Origin of the sequence: Ornithinibacillus scapharcae TW25 (assembly GCF_000190475.1) — a bacterium.
Taxonomy (GTDB): domain Bacteria; phylum Bacillota; class Bacilli; order Bacillales; family Amphibacillaceae; genus Ornithinibacillus; species Ornithinibacillus scapharcae.
Window position 1 is genome coordinate 91,812 of sequence record NZ_AEWH01000059.1, and the last position, 23,936, is coordinate 115,747.

Here is a 23,936-nt window from a genome sequence, read left to right on the forward strand (position 1 = left end):
TGATTTTCAGGAGGATACGCTCTTATGCCGACCGTTCCTCCAAATTAAAAGTATTATGTTGGTTTACCTCATTACGAATCATTTCTCTCATAAAACACCACTCCTTTAATATGGATGAACCAATTTATTCTATATTAGAATACTATATTTTTAGCAAAATGCCACTAAAAAATTCAAATAACAGAAATATTTCTGTTATTTCTACTTGTAAACGAAACAATCGTGTATGATAATATTCCTACTAAGGGGTACCGAGGTGGATGTAGGAGTGACAATTATGATGGATAATCTAGATCATAAATATTATATGTTGGAAGCATTGAAAGAAGCTGAAAAGGCAGGAAAACGTGGCGATCGACCCATAGGTTCGGTCATTGTACACCAGGATACTATAATCGCTAGAGGATCGAACCGTATCGAAACTGCAAACAGTAATCTACTTCACGCTGAAATAGATGCGATGCATCAATGTGCAGCTTTTTTAAAGGAACACGCCCAAGATTGTATTATATACACAACGGTAGAACCTTGTATTATGTGTTTGACTACAATTGTAATGGCGAATATCCGCAATATTGTATTTGCAATAGAGGATAAATATATGAACATGAAGCCGTTTATCGCCTCTAATCCATATATTGAAAAACGTGTACATAGCTATTTAGGTGGCGTACTTGCTAATGATTCCGTCCGCATATTAAAAGCCTATTCAGCGGAGGCAGCTGAGGTTATCTTACACGGAAGAAAGCTTTCTTGATTAATGGGGAAAAAGGAAAAGGGACAAGGAACCTGTCCCCTTGTCCAATTATTTTACATGAAATTCGGCTGGGTCTGCGCCGTTTCTTCTATTTTGATTGAGTGCTTCGATTTTTCTCATGTCGTCTGCACTTAATTCAAAGTCAAATACTTGGAAGTTTTCTTCAATTCGTGAAGGAGTTACAGACTTTGGAATGACAATATTATCGTACTGTAAGTGCCAGCGTAAAATGACCTGAGCGGCAGTTTTACCATGTGCTGCAGCAATTTCTTTAATTACATCGTTTTCTAGCACTTCTTTACCATTCATTAATGGACTCCACGCTTCTAAATAAATATCATGCTCTTTACAGAATGCTTTTAACTCAACTTGTTGTAGATATGGATGACATTCTACCTGATTAAGTACAGGAGGAACTTCACATTCATCTAGTAAGCGTTGCAAGTGGTCAATATTAAAGTTACATACACCAATCGCCTTAGCCTTTCCGTCATGATAAAGCTTTTCTAATGCCTTATATGTTTCCACATAAAGATCATCATTTGGCATTGGCCAGTGAACCAAATATAAATCAACATAATCAAGACCTAGCCTAGCTAGACTTTCATCAAAAGCTTTCAGCGTAGTATCATATCCTTGGTCACTATTCCAGACCTTCGTCGTAATAAAGAGCTCTTCTCTTGAGACTCCAGAAGAAGCAATTGCACGACCAACACCAGCTTCATTTTTATAAATCATCGCCGTATCAATAGAGCGATATCCAACCTCGATTGCCTTTTTTACTGCCGCTTCTGCCTCATCATCAGGCACTTGCCAAACCCCGAAACCTAACTTCGGCATTTGTAAGCCGTTGTTTAATGTAACAAATTCCATATTATCCACTTCTTTCCCTATAGAATTATTTTCATTTTACCATAATCAAAGCAGAAGAAAAAACTACTAGCCTTCGAGTAAAAAAAGGTATGGGAAGAAAAATGTCGAAAAGATATATATAACAATTTTACGTATATGGGGGGTCCTTATGTCAGATGTCAAAGTTCAAGTGGTTATGAAGGCAATTCAGTACATGAAAGAACATTTAGATGAGGAAATCACATCTGATTCCCTTGCAAAGTACGTTGGGTACAGTCCCTATCATTTTAGTAGAGTATTTAAAGAGGTTACAGGTGTACCGCCTCGCCATTATTTATCTGCATTACGAATTGAATCTGGAAAGCAATTACTGGTGAATTCTTCTAATTCCATATTAAAGACATTATTAGGGGTTGGTTTTCGTAGTTTTGGTACGTATAGTTCTAAATTTAAACAATTTGTTGGTTTATCACCAAAACAGTTTCAAAAAAACATGCATTCCTTACATCAATTTATACATGAGTACAACTTCCCTAATGAAGGATTCCCCTTAGAAGACATTGGGCCATCTATTACCTGTCACATTATTGCACCACCTTCGTTTAAGGGGATTATCTTTGTTGGGTTATTTCCTAAGCCCATTCCTGACCAAGCCCCAATTGTAGGAACTGCATTAACGCACAACCAGACCAGATGTACATTTTCAAAGGTTCCATTAGGAGATTATTATGTGCTGGCCGCAGGGATACCGAAAAGCTTGAATCCAAAGAACTATTTCATACTAGACAGTGCCTTAAGAGGAAAGACAGATAGTCGAATCGAGATTATTAGCGCTAATCATAAAGATGTAAAAATCCAACTAAGAGATCCACTACCATATGACCCACCTATTTTAGTTAACCTGCCAAAACTATTATTTGATAAAATTCGCAAACAAGAAGAAATTTCCTAAAACAATTTATGTTTTAATGGATACGAATTGAATCAACGTGGAGGTAATCAAATGCTAAATCAGCTTTGTGTCATTACGATAAAAATTCAGGACATGGAAAAGGATTTACTGTTCTACACGGAAATACTTGATTTTAGGATTGCAGAACGATATGGAGAAAACATCACCCTTCTAGAACATAACGGATTACCGATTATTTTGGAGAAAGCCTCGGATACGAATAAACCAACTTCTTCAGGAACACTGCTGGGAGTTCTTTCTACAAACATAAGGAATGATTTTGAGCAGCTTCGTGATAAAGGAGTAAACATACTCTCCAACGAGCCGCTACCATGTCCACCAGGATACTTCTTTGTCATAGAAGATTACTCCGGCAATCAAATTGAAATTATTGAATTTACAAATTAGGAGAGATAAGCATGCAACCAAATGAGATATTAGAAGAAATCAATGCTTTAGAAAAAGAGATACACGAAAAGAAAACAACGTTAATGGAGCTGCGTAAATCCGTTCCAAGAGTTAATGTACAAAACTACGCGTTTAGAGGTCCCTTTAATAAAGAAATAAGTCTCCTGGAGTTATTCGGGGATAAGGATGAGCTTATCGTTATTCAAAACATGGGTAAATCATGTTCTTACTGTACGATGTGGGCAGATGGGTTCAATGGCGTCTATCACCATATCGTGAAAAAGGCAGCATTTGTAGTAGCTTCTCCTGATTCCCCAGAGGTTCAAGATGCTTATGCAGCAGAGCGCAGGTGGCAATTCCCAATGGTTTCCACCATGGACAACACCTTTAAAGAGGATATGGGCTTTGTGAAGGATGGATACCAGTACCCAGGTGTGTCTACCTTTCAAAAGGATGATGAAGGAAATATCTATCATGTTGCTGATGCTCCTTTTGGACCAGGAGATGAATTTTGTTCTGTCTGGTACTTATTCGATCTACTTCCATCAGGACGAAAAGGATACCAGCCAGCAAGGGAGATTAATAGAAATGCAAGTTTTGAACTAACTAATAACATCGCGATACAAGTGAGTGATTATGAAAAGGCAAAACATTTCTATACAACTATTCTCGGTATGGAAAAGGTCTGGGAGAATAAAGCTGAATCCAAACTAACTATTGGAGGGCAAAATTTATATATAGAAGATAATGACGCAAACAAGGTTTTCTTCGAGTTTGCTATCCAAGACATGATGCAAGCAAAATCCATTTTACTTCAGCATGGTTGTCAAATCATCCGTGAATACAGTGATAAGAGCATCATGTTATCAGATCCATATGGGCTTCACTTTCATTTGTTTGAGCGCGTTTAGCGATTATTCTTAATAAAAGAAAATTCATTCATAGGGGGAATCTTTCTCCCTATTTTACATTGTCACTATAATCTTTACCACGGAAGAAAAAATAAAAAAAGACCGCTTCCTAATCATAAAGCAGTCCAAATTATCATTCGTCGTCATTCCAAATTATTTCGCCACATTTCTCCTCATGATCGACCTTCACTTCGAAGTTATGTTTCTTATAAAAATGCTTTAGCCTATCCACATGATCAAAGTCTCGTTCAACAAGGTCTCCTGTTATATATTGAACATTTTCTTCTCTAGCTATTTCTTTCAAATGTTCCATCAGTACAGACCCATAACCTTTATTCTCTTCCCCTTTTATTGCTGCAATATGAATGGTACTATCGTCAATCAGTCGAGCCTGCAATGCAGAGTGCCAGTTACCTTTATATGCTTCCATACAACTATTGAGCATAAGTTGCCAGGTATTTTCTTCGCGATCTGCATAGACAACAACCCATTCTTCCTCGGGGGTCTGATCTATACTAATTACTTCCGACTTTTTGGCAATTTCTTTTATATTATTTTGCATACGAAAAAGTTGAATCTCTAACGTATCCAGTTCATTCTTTATTTCTTCTTTGTTTTTCTGTTTTTGTAGAAATGCCGATTGGTACATCCAGTTCACCTCCCACCCAATTCTACTTAAAAAGGCATACAGTTTGCTATTGTACTAGATAAGTAGTTTATATTCAAGTAAAGGTTGGTTTTGTAAACTATTTTCAAATAATACTTTAAAATTCGACAAAATTTCCGATATAAAGAAAAAACTGTACATAATTTCTACAATGGGGGCTCATAAATGAAGAAATCTAAGTTAAAAATTCCGAAGATTAAAAAGGAAATGAAACAAAAGAAAGTTAAAACAAGGACATTACCTAAATTCAATCTCAATCTTAATTTCTTACAAAACGTGAAGCTAAGCCGTAAATATTTATATGTATTTTTGGTTACTGCCGTTCTTTTCTTTTTAGCTGGTACCGTTGTATATACATTGATGGCAAAAGGACAACAAGATGTGGAAGCAATTGATACGTATAGTGCTCGTGTCAACGATATGGCAGATTTATCTGCATTAATTCAGATTAAGGACGTTCAAATTGCAGATTATTTACTCTCCAAAAAGAATCGCTTTGTGGAAAATTTCGAAGTTTACCGCACTCAATTTGACGAATTAAAAGCCAAAATAGGTCCGACTCTAGATACAGATGAACAAAAGAATCTCTTTAATCAAATCGTCGAAAATGACGAGAAAATTAATGAGATGTTTTATGGGGACATTAGTGACTCCGTAAAAAACAATCAAGAATACATGGCTGCCTCCATTCGTACTCGTTCATCAGAATTACGTGGGGAAACTGTCGATCTTGTCAATCAACTTATGGAAATTGTGAAACAAGAACAACAATCCGTTGTAGCTCAATCTAAAAGCAGTCTACAAATTGGTATCACTGCTTTAAGTATCGGAACTATTACAGCAATCATTCTTGGAATAGTTCTATTGCTAATTATTAGTAAGCGAATCACTGTTAACCTGCAAAAGGTTGTAGATATGACCAAAGAAGTTGCAAAAGGTAACCTCTTAGTTAAGCCAGTTGATTATAATGGAAAAGATGAGATTGGTCAGCTTGCAGCTGCAGTCAATACAATGAAGGACAATATTCAAGGTATTCTATCGAAAGTTGCTACTGCCTCCAATACACTTTCATCAAGAAGTGTCGAGCTGTCCCAATCGGCCGAAGAGGTACGCGAGGGAAATGAGCAAATTGCAACAACGATGGAAGAACTATCCTCTGGGTCTGAAAATCAAGCGAACAGTGCTTCTAATTTAGCAGAACGCATGAATGACTTCGTTACAAAGGTACGCCAATCTGAGGAGAATGGGTTAGAGATTGCTAGCACTTCTTCCAATGTACTTTCACTAACAAATGAAGGACAAGAATTAATGAAATCATCTGTTGTTCAAATGAACCAGATTGACAGAATTGTCTCTGAGGCTGTTGAAAAGGTTCGTGGACTTGATAAGCAATCTGCAGAGATTACAAAACTAGTATCCGTTATTAAAGATATCGCAGGTCAAACAAATCTATTATCCTTAAATGCTGCAATTGAAGCTGCAAGAGCTGGTGAACATGGTAAAGGATTTGCTGTAGTTGCCGAAGAAGTAAGAAAGCTATCTGAACAGGTTGCTTCTTCTGTTGGGGAGATTACTACTATTGTAACCAGAATCCAAAATGAAACTGGTCTTGTTGTTAATTCTCTAAACAGTGGTTATACAGAGGTAAAAGAGGGCGCTGCACAGATTGAAGAGACAGGCAAGAACTTTGTTTCAATCCATAACTCTGTAAATGAAATGACTACTAAAATTTCCACAATCTCTGCTAACTTAAGAGAGATCGCCAACAATAGCAACGATATGAATAACTTAATCGAGGAAATTGCGGCGGTTTCAGAGGAGTCTGCTGCAGGGGTTGAACAAGCAGCTGCATCAGCACAACAAACTTCAAGCTCTATGGAAGAAGTATCGAATAGTGCGGAAGAGTTAGAGAAACTAGCTGAACAGCTTAATCATGAATTAAAGGTGTTTAGATTATAAGATAGGAGTAAGAAAGGCTGGGAAATCCCAGCCTTTCTTACTTTTCACGGTACAAATAACAATCTTTTGTATGGTCATTTACCATTCCAGTTGCTTGCATAAACGAATAACAAATGGTTGGTCCAACAAAGTTGAATCCTCGTTTTTTTAAATCCTTACTCATGAGCTCAGATTCCATCGTTTGTGAAGGTACTTCTTTACTACTACTCCTATGGTTATACGTTGTCTTCCCACCGACAAACGACCATATATATTGGTCAAAGCTACCGAACTCTTTCTGAATGTCCAAAAAGGCACGAGCATTCGAAACAACGGACCTAATTTTCCGCTCATTACGGATGATTCCATCATTTGCTAACAACGATTGTATTTTATCCTCATCATAATATTGGATAATGGTAGGATCAAAAAAATCAAACGCTTCCCGGTAATTATCACGTCTTCTAAGAATAGTAATCCAACTTAACCCAGCCTGGGCCCCCTCTAAAATCAGCATTTCAAAGAGCTTATAGTCATCATGCTCTGGTCTTCCCCACTCCTGGTCATGGTAATCTTGATACAATTTATCATCCTCTGGTACCCATACACAACGGTTCTTACTCATTGGTTTCATCCCTTGTCTCTACTTGATTTTCATGATAAGATATCCAGTCACTATAACTACCCGGATAGAGTTTCACATGCTTAAATCCAGCCATTTTTAGTGCCATAATATTAGGAGTGGCCGAAACCCCCGACCCACATGACACAATGATTTCGGAGTTTTTATCCAGTTCTTCGAAATGCTTTTCTAATTCCTCTTTGCTCTTCCACTTTCCGTCCTCGTTTACTACATCCATCCAGAAGTAATTTTTTGCACCTGGTATATGTCCAGCCCTTTTATAAAGTGGCTCCACCTTTCCAATATAACGGTCATAGCTTCTGGAATCGATCAGTGTCGCATACGCTTTCTTTATATTTTCTTTAATTTCTTGAATGTCAACAATCTCTTGATGCCGAACAACTGGAGTGAAAATTCTTTTCTTCTTCTCTGTCATCTCATCTGTAACGGAATAACCCGCCTGGACCCAAGCCCCATAGCCTCCCTCTAACAGATAAACATTTTCATGCCCAAGATAGTGTAAAAGCCACCAGAAACGAGGTGCAAACATATCATTTCCCTTATCATATACGACGACCATGGTATTCTGATCAATACCTGCGTTTCCAAGTTTTTCTGCAAACGTAGTGATGTTAGGCAAGGGATGGTTTCCCCCATGTTCCCGAGCTTCATCAGATAAATCTTTTTCCAAATCAAAATAAACAGCTCCAGGGATATGATCCTGTTCGTATTCCCGTCTCCCCATTTCCGGATCATCTAATCGGAAACGAGTATCGACAATGACTAGATTCTTAGAGTCTTCCTTCATTCTTTTCCTTAGTTTTTCTACCGTGATTATATAACTCATGTTAGACCTCCTCAAACAAATCCCACTAGTATTGATATTCGACAGACAATGTTATTTTCCTTTTTCAAACAAACTTTTTAAGTTTCCTAATTATTTCGAAATACGTTATAATTAGCATCATAGAATTTATTTTCCTATAAGGAGAGAATGAAATTGAGAGAAGATATTATTAAACGATTTACTACATATGTAAAAGTAGATACACAATCTAATGAAGATAGTGAAACAACACCATCCACTCCAGGCCAGCTAGAACTAGCTAATTTATTGGTGGATGAATTAAAAAATATCGGTATGGAAGAAGTAACTATTGATGACAATGGATATGTCTTTGCAACACTGCCTTCTAATACGGATAAGCAAGTCCCTACCATTGGATTTCTTGCTCATGTCGATACAGCTACTGACTTTACTGGAAAAAATGTAAACCCACAGCTTATTGAAAACTTTGATGGAAATGATATTGTTTTGAATAAGGAATTGGATGTTGTGTTATCAAGCAAGGATTTCCCCGAGCTTCCTAGCTATAAAGGACATACACTAATCACAACGGATGGAACGACTTTACTAGGGGCAGATAACAAGGCAGGTATTGCGGAAATTATGACTGCTATGGATTACTTAATTAACCATCCAGAGATTAAGCATGGAAAAATTCGCGTTGCCTTTACTCCAGACGAAGAAATCGGTCGTGGACCTCATAAATTTGATGTAGCACGGTTTAATGCTGATTTTGCCTATACAGTCGACGGGGGACCACTTGGTGAATTGCAATATGAGAGTTTTAATGCTGCAGCCGCCAAAGTAACCTTTAAAGGTAATAGTGTACATCCTGGCACTGCTAAGAACAAAATGGTTAACGCAGGTAAAATGGCTGCTGAATTTGTAAACAAATTCCCTGAGCAGGAATCACCTGAACAAACAGAAGGATATGAGGGATTTTATCACCTCATCTCGATTACTGGAGATGTTGAAAAAACTCGCGCATACTATATCATTCGTGACTTTGACCGCGATAGCTTTGAACAAAAAAAATCTACATTAGAAACTTTCGTTAATGAGATGAAAGAAAAATATGGCGAAAATAATGTAGTGCTTGAGATGAAGGATCAATACTACAATATGCGTGAAAAAATTGAGCCTGTAATGGAAATCGTCGATGTAGCAAAACGAGCAATGAAGAATTTAGATATTGAACCAGTAATTGAACCTGTACGTGGTGGTACCGATGGTTCACAGTTATCCTATATGGGATTACCAACACCAAATATATTTACTGGTGGGGAGAACTTCCACGGAAAGTTCGAATACATCTCAGTAGATAATATGGAAAAAGCAACAAAAGTAATTGTAGAGATTTGTAAGTTATTCGAGGCAAGAAAATAGAAAACTAACATACATAAGGCTGTATTATGAAGTTAAACTTCTTCATAATGCAGCCTTCGATTTTTTATGGTTCTTCCTGATAAACAATAAAAATTGAAAATATTAGTCCTATAACTAATAGCACTGCCAATAGGAAGAAAGTGATAAAATAACTACTAATATTAAATAAATATAGTGCCACTATTGGACCAAGCATCGCTCCTAAGAAAAGGATAAACGCATAAAAGGCATTAGCGAGCGCTCGCTTATCTCCACCAAGTTCCCCTATCAAGACCATAATCGAAGGGAAAATCAACGAAATACCAAAGACATAAATAATACTCATGAACACAACAAATGTTACACCATGACCTATCCCTAGGAAGAAAAGCCCCATCGCCGCACATCCCAAGCCAACTCTAAGGGTTCTTAATACCCCAAATTTTCGCACTACCATTCCTACAAAAGGAGATATTAGCATCCCCATAATTCCAATTGCACGAATGCCTAATATTTCTTTATCACTCAGGAAAAATGGTTCGCTGCTTAAAAAGCTTCCGAGTAATGTATACATCCCCATAAAGGTTAACAATAACACAGACGTGATTAGATAGATTAATTGAAAGTTTCTCTGTCTAAAAATCCCTTTACTATGATGAAGATAATACGTTATACCTTTTTTCACCATAGGCTTTCCTGGGTTTGGCAACCATAGAACACTTGCTACAAAGGTAATGAAATACAATCCACCAAACACGATAAAGACCATATTCCAACTATTCCATTGATACAACAAATCCGCAAGCACCTGACCAAAAATACCAGAAGTCACATAACCGAAGCTAATAAAACCTATGGTTGTTACCAATCTCTTCTGCGGTAATACATCAAAAGCATATGCTAAGGCAGATGGTGCAAAAGTTGATGCTACAAATCCTTGAATACCTCGCAAAATTACTAAACTCGTAAAACTATTTGCGATACTAATTAGTGGTGTAATAACAGTTAAGGAAACCAGGCCAAATAATATAACTGGCTTTCGTCCAAATCGGTCTGCTAGTGGTCCAAACAATAAAAAACCTACTGCATAAAAAAAGAAAACGAGCTGCTCGTCCAAGCAGACATCGTTTTCGATATTTGAAACGTACTTTCAAAGACAGAAAAGAGTGGTGTCGTTACATAAGCTCCCGAAACAACGATTAATGCACACCAAAACAAGATAAATGTAATTAAATTGTAGCGCACTCTACCTAATGGTTGCTCTATTACATTTTGATTCATCTTACTCCCACTCCTTCTAGATTATCTCCTACTCAAGATATGAATTCGTGGGAGTATATGTGCTTTTCCTATTAAAGTGAAAGCACTTCTTCTATTGCTAACATGATGCCATAGGCGCCAACGCTTTTATTCGAAAGAATAACTAATTCCGTCCCATCTACATACACTGCTGCATGAAAACTAACCCCTGGATCATAGCCCATCACATGATGCTTCGTAATCTTGTCATCAGCCTTGTCAATCCATATTCCATAGCCATAATACTCATTTTCATCACTTAAAGCATGCGGAGTTAAAAGCTGTTCGGTTGTTTCCTTTGTTAATAATGTATGATCCTTGAGAACCTTCCAGAATGTCATCATATCTTCCACCGTAGTAAACGCACCACCATCAGCACCACCCTTTATCGGAATAGAGTAGATATTACTTTTCCAGGTTCCAGCTTCCTCATCATCGATATAACCAATCGCCGTATCCATTGGTAATTGATCTAATGAAAAATAGCCTGATTGGTGCATACCAGCCTTCGCAAACACTTTTGTTTCCATAAAGTCCGTAAAGCTCATTCCGGATAAATACTCTATTACCAAGCCTAATACGATAAATCCAGCATTATTATATTGGAACTTGCTTCCGGATTGGAACATCATTTCCCGATTTTGGAACATAGGTAAAAAGTCTTTAGGGGCACACATCTTATACATAGGATTTTCTTTCCAAAGTTCTTCGAAATCATCCATAACCGACTCATCAAAGTAATCCGGAATTCCTGATGTATGTGTTAGTAAATGATGAATCGTAACATCCTCTGAGAAATGGGGAAAATCAATATTCAAACAGTCCTTTAGACGAGTTTGGAAGGTTAACTTTCCTTCATCAACAAGGATACCAATTCCTACTGCCGTAAAAACCTTGCAACCAGATGCAATACCAAAACGAGTTTCTAACGTGTTTGCTAACTGATCTGAACGGTTTGATTGCCCAAAGGCCGATTCGTACATAACCATTCCATTCTTCCGAACCTGTAGTGCTCCAGAAAACTCAACTTTGCCCACGATTTCCGCTACTTTTCTATCTAATAATTGATTCATTATGCTTTCCTCCTATTATTGAAAAAGCACAATTAATCCCTGCACTTAATAGTATAACATAGATATAATTCCATTTATATCCTCTATTACCAATGAACTATTTTGATAGATTTCCACAATATTCGAGTTGCTTCATAGTATAATAGATAAGTATTTTAGTTTCTAAAGGGAGATGACCTCGATGTTTAACCATAAAGCATTCTACATACTTCTGATTGGGTGCATCCTTCTCGTACTAGCTGCATGTAATCAAGATAAAGAAGCTGTTGCGAAAGATGAAACAGAAAACAATACATCAGAACATGTAGATGATACCGGAACAACAAAAAATGAGCCTGAGGAAGCCACTCTGGTATTACCAGATGTAGTGCTACAAAAAGGTGACAATAGTGAAGATGTTAAGAACCTGCAAAAGGTGCTAACCGAACTAGGTTATGAAATTACAATTTCTGAAACCTTTTCTCAAGAAACTGTTTGGGCGCTTACAGATTTCCAACTTCAATCTGGAAATTTAGCTATAACCGGAATATACGACGAAGAAACGAGACAAGAACTAGACAATTACCTAGAACAGGAATTAGTCGTGAAACCAGGTGATGGTTTACCATTTAAAGAAGATGAATTCTTAGATGAAGATACGATCATAATCGGAAATCCTTATGAAGTATTAGCATTAATTAATAAACAACACGCACTTCCTGAAGGCTTTATACCTAGTGACCTCGTTGTTCCAGATGTACGTTTTCCATTTGTGGAAGACTTACCGAAGAAGCAAATGCGTCAAGTTGCAGCAGATGCTTTAGAAAAGATGTTCACTGATGCAGATGCTGAGAGCTTAGATTTATTTGCACAGTCTGGATATCGTTCATATGAACGACAGGTCTCTCTATTTGCCACTTATGCTAGTAATTATGGTGAAGAAGAAGCAAATAAATTTAGCGCCCGTCCAGGTGAAAGTGAGCATCAAACGGGTCTTACAATGGATGTCACTAGTCCACATGTCAACTATGCTTTAGTAACAGAGTTCGGCGAAACAGAAGAAGGGATCTGGCTAGAAAAACATGCGGCTGAATATGGATTTATTATTCGCTATCCTAAAGGGAAAGAGGATATTACTGGCTATCAGTATGAACCATGGCATTTACGCTATGTTGGAGTAAAGGCAGCTACTGAAATCATGGAGCGCGGAATTACGTTAGAAGAATATTTGGAAGAAAAGCTCACGGATTAATAAAAGGACGGATATTTCACATTTACGAGATATCCGTTCTTTTATTTCCAAATTCTATTGATTGCAACTGTCATCTGATTCATTTCCAGAAGATACACATCAGGATTAGAAAGTTTTCCCCATTCCTCAAATCCAAAGTTAGGTTGATAATACTTTATTAATAATGCTAGTAAATTTCCATGTGTTACAAACAGGATTTTTTGTTCCTTACCTAGCATCTGTTCATTCACTAGTTCAATTGTACGTTCCATTGCTTGTCTGCTAGATTCCCCTCCATCATAGATCATATCCAAGTCTGTGAATGTTTTTTTAGTTTATCCTGCCAGTCTGGTAAATCCATGGTACTAAGTACACGTTCCGAGAGTCGTTTATCGATCTGGATTTCTAGATTTCTAGTAGTCGCCAGTGGATAAATAGAATCCACTGCCCTTTTAAACGGGCTAGAAACAATCTTCTCTATGCCTACATCTGAGAAGAATTCCTCTAATTCCAGAGCCTGTCTGTGGCCTACTTTTGTCAAATCAGCTCCGAATGCCTGTCCCTCTGCTTCACAATGCCTTACCAAATATAGTTTCTTTCTCACACCACACCTCCAGATTTATTCTGTTGCGGATGCTTCTGCTACACTTTTAACGCGTTCAACAAATTGAACAACCACTTTATCACTATTCGCAAGCTTTACCAATAATTTTAAGAACCATTTTTGCGGGCTATTAGATGTAGAATAACGAAAGTAGGTTTTATTTCCATCCAGCTTTTTCATTTCGTATGTTGCCGTTATATCAAACATGTTTGCCAGATTAAACCCCACCTTCATCCGTTTAAAGTCTTCCTCATTTTGATATTCTAGTGTCTCCACATCGTATTCTTGTACACGTTTCCCTTCACGATATTTCTGACGATAAATTGTCCCAACAACGTTTTCTGTTTCTTTTACAAGCGTATTCTCCATCACATTAGGCATTATCTTTTGCATGTCCTCTAAAGTTCCATTGAATAGTTTCCATACCTGTTCAATTGGGGCGTTAATTTCTATGTCTTTAGTCCATTCCTTCACGATAACCTCTCCTATCACTCTAGTTTTCATTATTTTAACATATATCATGGTTCTATTTTATTCGATGATAGAGAATATATGGCTATTGACATAAGCTTTAGCCAGTCTTTAGCGTTTCCTTCCAAAAAAGAAAATTTTAAAAAGGCTTTAATATCATAAATGCAATGATAATTAGAAATATCATATTCTCTATTCGCTCAACAAAGAACAGCTTCCTAGCTAAACCCTCATATTCAACTGGGATTTGATCACCAGTAGCATCCTTCAATAGTTCCTTAATTGGCTTTGACCTTGGAGATAGTAATAGTGGCCCAAAAGCTAAGGCAACTAAAAAAAGAAGCAAGCTTGTCATATACCACCCTTGTTGAAATAGATAAGGGTTTATCGCTCCCATCAATAACCCAGACACAAGCAGTATTGTCCCGCCTATCATCGTAATCTTATGTAGTCGATTACGGATAGCATACCCATGTTTTAATTCCACTAAGTTGGAAGGTTTCGAGACGATTAATGTCATCATGAAACCAGGTCCCATGCCTAAAATTGCAGAAAAAATATGAATGAATACAAGTACTTCATAAACCGACATTCTAATGCCCCCCTATTTGTATTTCACTTATCCATATCATACACCTTTTGAAAGTTTTCTGTACGTGATTTATACCACATAATCATCATCTCAGCTTAATCGAAATATAATTTCAAAATGGATTTGCTTTTCGATTTCAAATCCTTTACTATGTTAATTGAAAATGATTATCAATCGCACATGTTATTTAACCTATTACCAAATGAGGTGTCGACCATGCAATTCATCAAACAACATACAGAATTAGCTAGAATTATTCGTGAACGCCGTTCTATCAAGAAAGGCTATAATAATAAATCTGTCTCGGAAGAAATTGTAACCGAATTATTGGAAGATGCCATTTGGGCTCCTACACACGGAATGAGACAGCCTTGGAGATTTATCTTTGTTGGGGAAAAACAACAACAAGACTTCGCAAAAAAAATTGCTAGTACGTACCCAGAAGAAAAACAGCAAAATCGTGAAGATTATTTAAATGAACCAAGTGCCATTCTTGTTGTGATTATGGAAAAAGGCGATAACCAGAAGAAAGATGATGAGAATTTCGGTGCTACTGCATGTATGATTCAAAACTTCCAACTTTTGGCGTGGGAGCAAGAGCTTGGTGTTGTTTGGAAAACAAATCCCCATATATATGATCCGAAAGTAGAAGAAATTCTTCAAGTTGGTCCAAATGAAAGAATTATCGGCTTTCTACACATGGGTTATTTTGACGCTGCACCAGAAAAGAAAGAAAGAATTCCCGTACGCCAAAAGCTCAAAACATTCCAAATCGGATAATATAAAATAAAAAAAAGAGTCTTGCCCAATGGACAAGACTCTTTAAGTTTAATCCCACATCGTACTTTTCAATTTCGCATCGTTTTGATGTCTTTCCAATGCTAAATCAATCAAACGACTGATTAACTCAGAATACGGAACACCACTTAACTCCCAAAGTTTCGGATACATACTAATCTTCGTAAATCCTGGTAGTGTATTTACCTCATTAACATAGAGCTCATCATTTTCTGTCAGGAAGAAATCGACACGTGCCAATCCTTCACATTCTAACGTTTTAAAAGCTTCTATTGCAGCAGCTTGAATTTTCTTCACTTGGTCCTCCGTTAGCTCTGCAGGGATTGCTAAGTCGGCACCTTTTTCATCAATATATTTCGATTCATAGGAGTAAAAATCAGTATTAGGTAATATCTCTCCAGGAACAGACGCCTTTGGATCGTCATTTCCTAACACAGCAACCTCAATTTCTCTTCCCACAATATTTTCTTCAATCACAATCTTATGGTCATATTGAAAAGCCTCTTCCACAGCAATATTGAATTCCTCTTCACTCTTGACTTTGCTGACTCCAACAGATGACCCTTGATTTGCTGGTTTAATAAACATTGGAGTACCTAATGCCTTGCTTACCTCATCAAACCGAATCTGGTCTTTGTTAGAGCGTTTAACTGTAATTCCTTTTGCCACATTTATTCCTGCAGATTGAAGTAAACGCTTTGCAATATCCTTATCCATACATACAGAAGAACCAAGGACACTTGGACCAACGAAAGGTAAGTTAGCCATACGAAGCATTCCTTGAAGACTTCCATCCTCACCTAATGTACCATGGACAATAGGGAATACCACATCAAGTTGGTCTAGTCCTGCAGCATTATCGGCATGTATTAATTGGTTGTTACTCGATCCAGGTACAATTGCAACATTATCATCCGTTTTATTAAGCGCGATTAGCTTTGGATTTTCTGCATTTAATAAGTAGGAAGATTTATCGTTTAGATGCCATTTTCCTGCTTTATCAATTCCTATTAAAACGACATCAAATTTTTCTTTATCAATTGCATCGACAATATTTTTGGCCGATTGAAGAGATACTTCATGCTCTGCCGACTTACCACCAAAGATGATGCCAACTTTTTTCTTATTCAAATTAAAGACGTCCTTTCCTAACTATCTAACTTGCTATAAAAATAAAATAGCACAGTTTAGCTTGTTTTTAATAGTACCAACATCAAAAAATATTAAATTACCTTCTAGGACCTAATACAATTCATAATAATACCTCTTCTAGAATAAATTGAATCATGGACAACTACTCTAGGGAGATGAACAAATGACAGTTGCTTTAGGCCTTATTTTAACGATATGCACCTTACAAATTATACGTGCTTTTCACCTAAATATAAAACATCATAAACAATTATCGTCAATGCATGGTATGATTTTCTCCATGACAGTTAGTATGTTAGCTGGTATATTTTACGGTACTATTATAGGTGTATTTTTTAATGGTAACCTATTTATCTCCACATTCATATCTATCCTTATCGGAGTAACGATAGGGTTTCTTGCAGGTATACCTTTTCATATTATAGCTGTAATTGATGGTAGTGTATCTGGCTTGATGGGAGGTATGATGGGTGCCATGCTTGGTGATATGATTACAATGTCCAATCCAGATGCAACCGTTAAACTACTTGCCTTTTTTGTCTTGATGATACTATTAATCATCACATACTTGACAGAAAAGTCTATTAAAACGAAGCACCACAATCGTCTTCTAACTTTAACGCTGCACCCATATCTATATGTATTCGTCATAACAATTCTATTTATAGCTTTAAGAGATGTTCCTATTTTCGAGATAGAACCACATATACATCATAACTCCTGAATAGCTTTCGCTACGTATCCTAGTTCTGCTCCCCCCTACCAGATAAAATACATCTTTGAAAAACTAATACATTCGTGAACTCCTTTTTTTACGAATGTATTAGTTTTTATGTAGCCGAAAATGATTATTATACTACCCTATACGCAAAAAAAGAGCCAGTATGAACTGACTCCTTTCGTCATGGGTAGGATATATCTCTGGTGGCCAACCGTAGAGATAGTATATATCTACTCACCAAAACGCTCTACAGTGTTGGCTTTTGACTTGATACATCAACACATATTTTCACATTAATAGGGATATTCAACTCATTTTTAATAGAAATAGACTAGTAAACAACCATGATATTTCATCCAACATAGATTATAGTGTAAGAACAAAATCACTATGTAAAGGAGAGATATAGCATGAGTTGTTGTTCGCATGGCAAGCAATCTGGGGAATGTGTTTGTGATGTTGTTAGAAAAATTGTCCTTGCACAAAACGAAGTAGCCGATGCTCAAGATGATTGCTGTTCAACAGGCTGTTCTCAAGCTATTGATAAACTATTAAACCCAACAACAGTTAGCCCTGATGGTCCAACCACCATTCCATTCCTTCTATATTGCAAAGGTGATTGTGATCTATTCTTTGCTACAGGCGTTAAGAACACAAATGGCGCTGCAGCAGGAACAGGTGCATTCGCTTGCGTAGAAACTCCAGTCTTTAAAGCTAAGAAGTTCAAAAAAGGTTGCTGTGTAGAGCTTGAATTGCTAAAGTTTGACACAGACGCAGGCTGTATTGTTGGTCAAAAAGGACATTCTAACCATTGCTTCATTCCACCAAACACTACAGGAGATTTCATTGAAACAGGTATCTGTATCACAGTAGATTTACATTGTTTCTGTGCAATCCAATGCCTAGACCCAGTCACACCAATAGCTGAATAATGATGATGAACCCCTTAGTTCCATTCCTATGGGACTGGGGTTCTCACTTTTCCCACCCTAATATAATAGATAAGCTAACAATTCTAACCAATGGATACACTCTCCATATTCGGATATAGTAATACTGGATATAGTAATACTAGGAGGAATGAATATGCCCGAATTTAAGGATTTCCATACAATAGAAGCTATAGAAACGTTCATCAAATCTAGTACACTAACTTTTTTATACATATCTAGACCTGAATGTAGTGTTTGTCATGGACTTAAACCACAAGTGAAAGAACTCATGAAGCAATATCCTGAAATACAACTAGGTCACATCGATGCTGCTGAAGTGGAAGAGATTGCAGGCCACTTCTCTATCTTTACCGTTCCGGTCCTTCTACTATTTGTTGAAGGAAAAGAATACATTCGTGAAGCAAGGATTGTCCATATGGACTTATTTCAAGAAAAAATTGATAAAATCTATAAAAATGTGGTTGGATAAATGATCCAACCACATGTTCATTCTATACTTCTCTACGCATAGCCTTTAAAACATCAATTTGTGTTGCCCGTTTCGCTGGGCGCATACCAGATAAAATCGTTACAATAAGACAGATTACAACCGAAATAGCGACCAGACTCCAAGGAATAGCAGAGAATTGTAACCCTTCTGGTAGCTGTTCTTCAAATACAGTTTCTATGATTAGCGGGAGCCCTACATTTACTAGTGCGCTAGTTACATATGAGACTACTGTTCCAATAAACGCCCCCATCAACCCAATATAGCTGCTTTCTAATAAAAAGATCTGTTTTATCGTTTTTGGATTGGCCCCAATAGCCTTCATAATACCAATGTCTGGTGCTCTCTCCGTAACCGCCATTGTCATCGTATTATATATACCAATGGAAGCAATAATTAATGCGATGGTACCGACTAAAATTAAACCGGCCTTAGCTATAGTGAACACGACATTAATTTGTTCCATTTCACTCACAACCGAGTACGTTGCATAATTATCCTCTTTAAGAATCTCTACGATGTCCTCTACCGCTTCCAGATTTTCAGCGTATACACTTACAGAAGCAAAAGTTTCCGTGTGAAGTTGTTCTGTTTCAATCCCCAATTCACCACCAGGTGTCCCTGTAAAGGTTTCAACTTGTCTAAATACTTCACCCGAAATATAAACAGATGGATCAACTTCCCAATCCTTGGTGGGTTTCTCCATCACACCCACAATTGTTAGAGGGATAGTCTCAGATACTTCTTCATCCTTTTTTACCGTCATTACTATCTCTTTCCCAACAATTTCATCCGAGTATACATATTCTTCCTTTACTTCCCCAGTCTCCTGGTCATATATATTCTCTTCTGTTAGGAAGAATAGGTATTCTGTAAAATGATATCCGACTAAAACTTCATTAGCCTTCTCCGGCAGTCTACCTTTCTCAAGTTCAAGGCCGGAAGCGATCTCCGAAGGATAATCCACAGAAACTGCTAGTGTTTCTCCTCTATAGTCATCTACTGTATAGGTAGGAATCTGCCTTAATTCATTCTTCCTTGTTACAGCTTTCACTCTATCTATTTTTTCCAGTTCTTCTACATCATCTATGGTTAAGGGTAGATATTCACCATCTTTCTCTTTTCCATAAATCTCAATTTCTGTGACAATTTGATCCTCAAGCGTATCCTTTACAAAACTCTGGTGTAAACCGTACCCAACAGAAGCTAACACGATTAAAAATGCACATCCCATTGCTGTTGCTAGAATCGTCATAAAGGTACGAGCCCTGTTCTTTTTTATGTTTTGCCGTATAAATCTTAATTTATCCTTTAGTTTCATCTCTCTTGAACTCCCTCCAGCAGACGGCCGTCTTTAATAGCGATGCTGCGATGACCAATTCGAGCAACTTCCTCATCATGTGTGATAATAAGGAATGTAATGCCCATCTCTTGATTTAGTTGTTTTATTATCTCTAGGATTTCCATCTCTGTATCGCTGTCTAAACTACCCGTTGGCTCGTCAGCTAGAATTAGTGCTGGTTCATGCACCAGGGCCCTCGCAATACTAACTCGCTGCTGCTGTCCCCCAGAAAGCTCACTAGGATAATGATCTTGAAAATCATCTAATCCTACCTTTTCTAGTAAACTGTGAACGATATCTTTGCGTTTCACTTCATTTACACCTTTTAATATTAAGGGTAATTCTATATTCTGGTATGCCGTCATACTTGGGATTAATTGAAAGCTTTGAAAGATAAAACCAACACGATCCAGCCGGAAGTCGGCAAATTTGGCTTCAGATAACTCTGTAACACAAACTTCATCAATCCATATCGTTCCTTGAGTGGGCCTTATGAACCCACTTATTAAATTTAGTAGTGTCGACTTTCCTGAACCACTCTTTCCTACAATCGTGACAATTTCACCTTCATTCACATTCAGATCTATTTTTTCCAAAACGGATATCGTTGTTTGTTGATCCTTTTTACCCAATATAAATTGGTGACTTAAATCCTTTATTTTTATCAAGTTATTTCCCCCAACATTAATTAATCACGATGTTCGTCAATTCTAGTCGGTCTTTTTCACTTTTGAACTTCGCATCTTTCAATACTATCTCGCCCTCGTACAATACTTTACCAGTAGTAATATCCCCAACAATAACCTTTGCGGAAGATTCATTGGTTAATTGGTAATCGGATAAATAAAATCTTTTATCCTTTATTTTCAAAACTCTCGGTTCTTCCATTCCAAATTTTTCTAGGTTAATCCTGTATTCTATTTCCTCGTTACCATTTTCTAAATCATATCCTACTATTGATAGGTCCCCATTCACTATAAAGGTAAGATACACATAACCATCCACTGAAGACGCAGCTACCAAATAGTCTAAAGACATAATTTCTTTTTGTATTTCTTTCGATAAGGTTAATTCCTGTCGTTCATTACTTTCCAAATCATATACAAAAAATGTTCGATCAACAGTTTGTGTTTCTACCGATTCCATGTTATCTTCCGTTGTTACTTTCACTTCACGTTGATCCTCTTTTTGTACGATTAGATGTTTTTGTTCACTGATGTTTCCAAAGTCATTCAGAAGAGAATACCCTGAACCTTCATCAGAATTTTCTTGGCCTTTTTCATCTCTTCCGATGGTTTCATCACTCGTAATCTTGCCATTCTTCATATCTATAGCGTATACCTTGATCTCATACTCATAACGTTGATTGGTAGTGTAATATCCTATTTGGGTGACAACCTTTACTTCCCCATTAAATACCTGAACATCTACCACTTGAACATTATAGAAATTCTCTCGATCAGGAATATCTATAGTAAATGAATTAGTTTCGTTCGTTTCCTTCGTTAGTACCTCAACTTCAAAATAATATTCCGGATTATTAACGCCATTCCACTCATCCGTTTTAGCCACTGCATATGCTAGATATTCATCGTTCTGAAAGTAATAGCCAGGTATATTCCATTTCCCTCTCATGAAACGTTTATAGTCTTTTTGCAAAGTAGAAACTTCATCAGGTGGAAAATTAGGGTTTAGGTCTTCTATAAAAGAAAGATTACTTCTATATTTCGATCCTTTTGTAGACACCATGAAAGCACTCATATAGATTTCATTATCTTGGTAATAATCTCCTGATACGGTAACATCTTTTATGAATTCTTCATCACCTTTTATATTCTCTATTACTACTTCCGGAAATTGTTTTGCAACAACTAAAGATGTATATACAAAATAGGTTACGAGAACCGCTACTATTACTATTGTTAACGTTATTAGCTTCCATAATCGTTTAAGCAACATCTCATCACACCCTTATCTTCTTATTTAGCAAGTAATGACTCATCCATATGGAACCAGCAGTTACTACTAACCCAGTGATTACGGTTAAAATAAATAGTTCGGTCGGATAAAAGAATTCTTCTAAGATTGAAATCTGTAATAAAACAGGAGAAATAAAAACAAGTACTGCTGCTCCAACATATGCTAAGCCAAGCAAAATTCCTTTCCAACGGAAGCTTCTTTCTAATAATATTGCGGTAAAAACAACGAGTACAGCCATAAAACCAATCCCATAGTGTATCAAGAATTCCATAAATGATAATGGAAAAATTACTCTCATATAATCAAAACCAAAAATAATCTCATGTAAGTTTTGATCGATACGAAATACATCTGGAACCATTTGAACCATAATCTCTTTTTGAATAAGTAAAAATACAATCTGCAGAGATACTAAACCAAGTACCATCAAAAAAATAGCTGTAGCTTTTGCAAAGTAAACCTTAATCCTTGAAATAGGTAGCATTAGAAGCCTGTACGCAAAAGTATTCTTCCCTAACCAGTCGCGGTACCAGATAAAGAATACATAAATTAATAATGTCACAATGCATAATGCAACCGGAGCAGTAAACAACATTCCTCTCGTGACATTATTCAACGAGAACATTCCTGAATTGTTTAGCACATATTCCATTGTATTTCCATTTGCTAACTGCTCTTTTACCTCGTTCATATAATTCCTAGAGGCTATCACAACAGCTAATATTTGCATAACAAATGTGATTCCGATTAAGGACAGATATATCTTAAAGAAGCGATTAAGCTCAAAGTTTGTTAGTTTTAAAAAGCGAATCATGCTTGGTACACCTCTCTCATTACATCAATAATCGACTTACCTTCGTTCTCCCGTACCTCTTCTGCATTAAATTCTCGTAACACGATTCCATCATTTAGGATTACTGCTTTATCTATCAGATGTTCAATATCATTAATCTCATGTGTTGTGATAATAACGCCTCGATCCTCGACTAAGTGACTCGTAAACACATTCGTTATTTGTTCTCTACTAAAGATATCCACTCCCGAAAATGGCTCATCCATTAGAAGATAATCAACATCTAATGCTAATCCTAACAACATGTTCACTTTAGCTGTATTTCCTTTAGAAAGGGTAGCAATGCGGTCGGTTCGATTTAACTTAAAAAAATCTAACATTTCATCTGCTCTCTTCTGGTTCCAACAGTCGTAATAATCTTTCATAAATTCCATTGCTTCCTCTATTTTCATACTCGGAAGCATTGTAATCGCATCTGGTATAAAGGCAACCTTTTCATAACTACCTTTGTCTATATTCTGACCATCTATTAGAACTTCCCCACTATTGATAGGAGTTAAATTCATAATGGCATTAAGGATAGTGGTCTTACCCACACCATTTATTCCGATCAAACAGGTGATTTCACCTTTATTAGCGGTAAAAGATACGCCATTGAGAATCGTCTTTCTACCGAACCTTTTAACCATTCCGTTTATCTCAATCATGGATATCCTCCTGTTCTACAGTGAAATTCTCATAATTATTCTTGACCAACTGAAGTGCTTCATCTAAAGGAACATTTATGGATTGAACTGAAGCAATAAACGAATTTACCGCCTCAAGAATCAATTCCTCTCTAACTGCTTTTATTATGGATGCGTCTTTTGTAATACGACTTGGTAAATTCCCCTCTGTATATATCAATCCTTGTTCCTCCATTTCCTTATAGGCTCTTTGTGCTGTATTCGGATTAATCTTTAACTGATTGGCCAACTCACGCCGTGACGGGATTTCTTGTCCAGGCTCGAACCTTCCAGTAGCTATTTGCTCCTTGAAATGCCGTATCACTTGAATATACACGGGATCCCGATTATTAAATTTTATATTCATGGTCACAACTCCTAATCGTTCATGATGACTTTTTACTGTATTAAGCTAAT

General features: G+C 36.9%; 29 protein-coding genes. 11 read left to right on the top strand and 18 right to left on the bottom strand.

Going from position 1 to position 23,936, the window contains the following annotated elements:
• Nucleotides 1-277 precede the first annotated feature (277 nt).
• Complete coding sequence (locus tag G5W_RS0116050; protein ID WP_010098230.1) at nt 278-757, top strand: nucleoside deaminase; 480 nt, start codon at nt 278-280, stop codon at nt 755-757.
• 48 nt (nt 758-805) lie between these two features.
• Here the strand turns inward: G5W_RS0116050 and G5W_RS0116055 are convergent, their stop codons facing one another.
• Nucleotides 806-1,630 (bottom strand): aldo/keto reductase, encoded by an 825-nt coding sequence (locus G5W_RS0116055; RefSeq protein WP_010098231.1) that lies wholly within the window; start codon nt 1,628-1,630, stop codon nt 806-808.
• Between the two features lie 148 nt (nt 1,631-1,778).
• Here G5W_RS0116055 and G5W_RS0116060 point away from each other — a divergent pair, with 148 nt between their 5' ends.
• From G5W_RS0116060 to G5W_RS0116070, 3 genes are read left to right on the top strand one after another with little or no spacing between them, the layout of a single operon-like run.
• On the top strand, nt 1,779-2,561 hold the full coding sequence (locus G5W_RS0116060; RefSeq protein WP_010098233.1) for a helix-turn-helix transcriptional regulator: 783 nt from the start codon (nt 1,779-1,781) through the stop codon (nt 2,559-2,561).
• Between the two features lie 51 nt (nt 2,562-2,612).
• Nucleotides 2,613-2,969 carry a VOC family protein gene (locus tag G5W_RS0116065; protein WP_010098234.1) on the top strand — a complete coding sequence of 119 codons (357 nt, stop codon included), beginning with the start codon at nt 2,613-2,615 and terminating at the stop codon, nt 2,967-2,969.
• 11 nt (nt 2,970-2,980) lie between these two features.
• Nucleotides 2,981-3,880 (top strand): DUF899 family protein, encoded by a 900-nt coding sequence (locus G5W_RS0116070; RefSeq protein WP_010098235.1) that lies wholly within the window; start codon nt 2,981-2,983, stop codon nt 3,878-3,880.
• Nucleotides 3,881-4,013: 133 nt separating this feature from the next.
• Here the strand turns inward: G5W_RS0116070 and G5W_RS0116075 are convergent, their stop codons facing one another.
• Entirely contained in the window at nt 4,014-4,529 is a 516-nt protein-coding gene (locus G5W_RS0116075; protein ID WP_010098236.1) for a GNAT family N-acetyltransferase, read from the bottom strand.
• Nucleotides 4,530-4,712: 183 nt separating this feature from the next.
• Here G5W_RS0116075 and G5W_RS0116080 point away from each other — a divergent pair, with 183 nt between their 5' ends.
• On the top strand, nt 4,713-6,506 hold the full coding sequence (locus G5W_RS0116080; RefSeq protein ID WP_010098237.1) for a methyl-accepting chemotaxis protein: 1,794 nt from the start codon (nt 4,713-4,715) through the stop codon (nt 6,504-6,506).
• Nucleotides 6,507-6,543: 37 nt separating this feature from the next.
• On the opposite strand, the gene G5W_RS0116085 is transcribed toward G5W_RS0116080, so the two are convergent.
• Both G5W_RS0116085 and G5W_RS0116090 read right to left on the bottom strand, forming a co-directional pair.
• A complete protein-coding gene (locus G5W_RS0116085; RefSeq protein WP_010098238.1) occupies nt 6,544-7,119 on the bottom strand; it encodes a DNA-3-methyladenine glycosylase I in 576 nt (191 codons plus the stop codon).
• Nucleotides 7,103-7,954: a sulfurtransferase gene (locus G5W_RS0116090; RefSeq protein WP_010098239.1), complete on the bottom strand. Its 852-nt coding sequence runs from the start codon at nt 7,952-7,954 to the stop codon at nt 7,103-7,105. The genes G5W_RS0116085 and G5W_RS0116090 overlap by 17 nt, the downstream gene beginning before the upstream one ends.
• 147 nt (nt 7,955-8,101) lie before the next feature.
• On the opposite strand from G5W_RS0116090, the gene pepT reads away from it, so the two are divergent.
• Complete coding sequence (pepT, locus tag G5W_RS0116095) at nt 8,102-9,340, top strand: peptidase T (protein WP_420178611.1); 1,239 nt, start codon at nt 8,102-8,104, stop codon at nt 9,338-9,340.
• 64 nt (nt 9,341-9,404) lie between these two features.
• Here pepT and G5W_RS22450 read toward each other — a convergent pair whose 3' ends face one another.
• The 3 genes from G5W_RS22450 to G5W_RS0116105 form a co-directional block, all read right to left on the bottom strand.
• Nucleotides 9,405-10,391, bottom strand: coding sequence for an MFS transporter (locus tag G5W_RS22450; protein WP_010098242.1), 987 nt, complete (start codon nt 10,389-10,391; stop codon nt 9,405-9,407).
• Nucleotides 10,392-10,399: 8 nt separating this feature from the next.
• Nucleotides 10,400-10,600 carry a hypothetical protein gene (locus G5W_RS23635; protein WP_010098244.1) on the bottom strand — a complete coding sequence of 67 codons (201 nt, stop codon included), beginning with the start codon at nt 10,598-10,600 and terminating at the stop codon, nt 10,400-10,402.
• A gap of 71 nt (nt 10,601-10,671) precedes the next feature.
• Complete coding sequence (locus G5W_RS0116105) at nt 10,672-11,691, bottom strand: serine hydrolase domain-containing protein (protein ID WP_010098245.1); 1,020 nt, start codon at nt 11,689-11,691, stop codon at nt 10,672-10,674.
• Between the two features lie 181 nt (nt 11,692-11,872).
• On the opposite strand from G5W_RS0116105, the gene G5W_RS0116110 reads away from it, so the two are divergent.
• Complete coding sequence (locus tag G5W_RS0116110; RefSeq protein ID WP_010098246.1) at nt 11,873-12,922, top strand: D-alanyl-D-alanine carboxypeptidase family protein; 1,050 nt, start codon at nt 11,873-11,875, stop codon at nt 12,920-12,922.
• Nucleotides 12,923-12,963: 41 nt separating this feature from the next.
• Here the strand turns inward: G5W_RS0116110 and G5W_RS24725 are convergent, their stop codons facing one another.
• The 4 genes from G5W_RS24725 to G5W_RS0116125 form a co-directional block, all read right to left on the bottom strand.
• The gene (locus G5W_RS24725; RefSeq protein ID WP_010098247.1) at nt 12,964-13,173 is read right to left on the bottom strand and encodes a hypothetical protein; all 210 of its coding nucleotides are present in this window, start codon (nt 13,171-13,173) and stop codon (nt 12,964-12,966) included.
• Nucleotides 13,174-13,205: 32 nt separating this feature from the next.
• On the bottom strand, nt 13,206-13,505 hold the full coding sequence (locus tag G5W_RS24730; protein WP_010098249.1) for a histidine phosphatase family protein: 300 nt from the start codon (nt 13,503-13,505) through the stop codon (nt 13,206-13,208).
• A gap of 15 nt (nt 13,506-13,520) precedes the next feature.
• Nucleotides 13,521-13,979 carry an SRPBCC family protein gene (locus G5W_RS0116120; RefSeq protein WP_010098251.1) on the bottom strand — a complete coding sequence of 153 codons (459 nt, stop codon included), beginning with the start codon at nt 13,977-13,979 and terminating at the stop codon, nt 13,521-13,523.
• Between the two features lie 136 nt (nt 13,980-14,115).
• A complete protein-coding gene (locus tag G5W_RS0116125) occupies nt 14,116-14,568 on the bottom strand; it encodes a DUF2269 family protein (protein ID WP_010098253.1) in 453 nt (150 codons plus the stop codon).
• A 216-nt stretch (nt 14,569-14,784) separates the two neighbouring features.
• On the opposite strand from G5W_RS0116125, the gene G5W_RS0116130 reads away from it, so the two are divergent.
• Nucleotides 14,785-15,348 carry a nitroreductase family protein gene (locus tag G5W_RS0116130; protein ID WP_010098254.1) on the top strand — a complete coding sequence of 188 codons (564 nt, stop codon included), beginning with the start codon at nt 14,785-14,787 and terminating at the stop codon, nt 15,346-15,348.
• A 48-nt stretch (nt 15,349-15,396) separates the two neighbouring features.
• Here the strand turns inward: G5W_RS0116130 and ddlA are convergent, their stop codons facing one another.
• Nucleotides 15,397-16,497, bottom strand: a complete 1,101-nt coding sequence (ddlA, locus tag G5W_RS0116135; RefSeq protein WP_010098255.1) for a D-alanine--D-alanine ligase — start codon at nt 16,495-16,497, stop codon at nt 15,397-15,399.
• A 184-nt stretch (nt 16,498-16,681) separates the two neighbouring features.
• Here ddlA and G5W_RS21430 point away from each other — a divergent pair, with 184 nt between their 5' ends.
• From G5W_RS21430 to G5W_RS0116150, 3 genes are all read left to right on the top strand, one after another.
• Nucleotides 16,682-17,242 carry a hypothetical protein gene (locus G5W_RS21430; protein ID WP_010098256.1) on the top strand — a complete coding sequence of 187 codons (561 nt, stop codon included), beginning with the start codon at nt 16,682-16,684 and terminating at the stop codon, nt 17,240-17,242.
• A 407-nt stretch (nt 17,243-17,649) separates the two neighbouring features.
• Nucleotides 17,650-18,171 carry a CotY/CotZ family spore coat protein gene (locus tag G5W_RS22965; RefSeq protein WP_010098257.1) on the top strand — a complete coding sequence of 174 codons (522 nt, stop codon included), beginning with the start codon at nt 17,650-17,652 and terminating at the stop codon, nt 18,169-18,171.
• 154 nt (nt 18,172-18,325) lie between these two features.
• Nucleotides 18,326-18,661, top strand: a complete 336-nt coding sequence (locus G5W_RS0116150) for a thioredoxin family protein (RefSeq protein ID WP_010098258.1) — start codon at nt 18,326-18,328, stop codon at nt 18,659-18,661.
• 22 nt (nt 18,662-18,683) lie between these two features.
• Here G5W_RS0116150 and G5W_RS0116155 read toward each other — a convergent pair whose 3' ends face one another.
• The 6 genes from G5W_RS0116155 to G5W_RS0116180 are packed head-to-tail and all read right to left on the bottom strand — an operon-like array spanning nt 18,684 to nt 23,886.
• Nucleotides 18,684-20,000, bottom strand: coding sequence for an ABC transporter permease (locus tag G5W_RS0116155; protein WP_010098259.1), 1,317 nt, complete (start codon nt 19,998-20,000; stop codon nt 18,684-18,686).
• Complete coding sequence (locus tag G5W_RS0116160) at nt 19,997-20,689, bottom strand: ABC transporter ATP-binding protein (RefSeq protein WP_010098261.1); 693 nt, start codon at nt 20,687-20,689, stop codon at nt 19,997-19,999. The genes G5W_RS0116155 and G5W_RS0116160 overlap by 4 nt, the downstream gene beginning before the upstream one ends.
• Before the next feature lie 16 nt (nt 20,690-20,705).
• Nucleotides 20,706-21,980 (bottom strand): hypothetical protein, encoded by a 1,275-nt coding sequence (locus tag G5W_RS0116165; RefSeq protein ID WP_010098263.1) that lies wholly within the window; start codon nt 21,978-21,980, stop codon nt 20,706-20,708.
• A 4-nt stretch (nt 21,981-21,984) separates the two neighbouring features.
• Nucleotides 21,985-22,815: a hypothetical protein gene (locus tag G5W_RS0116170; RefSeq protein WP_010098264.1), complete on the bottom strand. Its 831-nt coding sequence runs from the start codon at nt 22,813-22,815 to the stop codon at nt 21,985-21,987.
• Nucleotides 22,812-23,501: an ABC transporter ATP-binding protein gene (locus tag G5W_RS0116175; RefSeq protein WP_010098265.1), complete on the bottom strand. Its 690-nt coding sequence runs from the start codon at nt 23,499-23,501 to the stop codon at nt 22,812-22,814. The genes G5W_RS0116170 and G5W_RS0116175 overlap by 4 nt, the downstream gene beginning before the upstream one ends.
• Entirely contained in the window at nt 23,494-23,886 is a 393-nt protein-coding gene (locus G5W_RS0116180) for a GntR family transcriptional regulator (RefSeq protein WP_010098266.1), read from the bottom strand. The genes G5W_RS0116175 and G5W_RS0116180 overlap by 8 nt, the downstream gene beginning before the upstream one ends.
• Between the last annotated feature and the right edge of the window lie 50 nt (nt 23,887-23,936).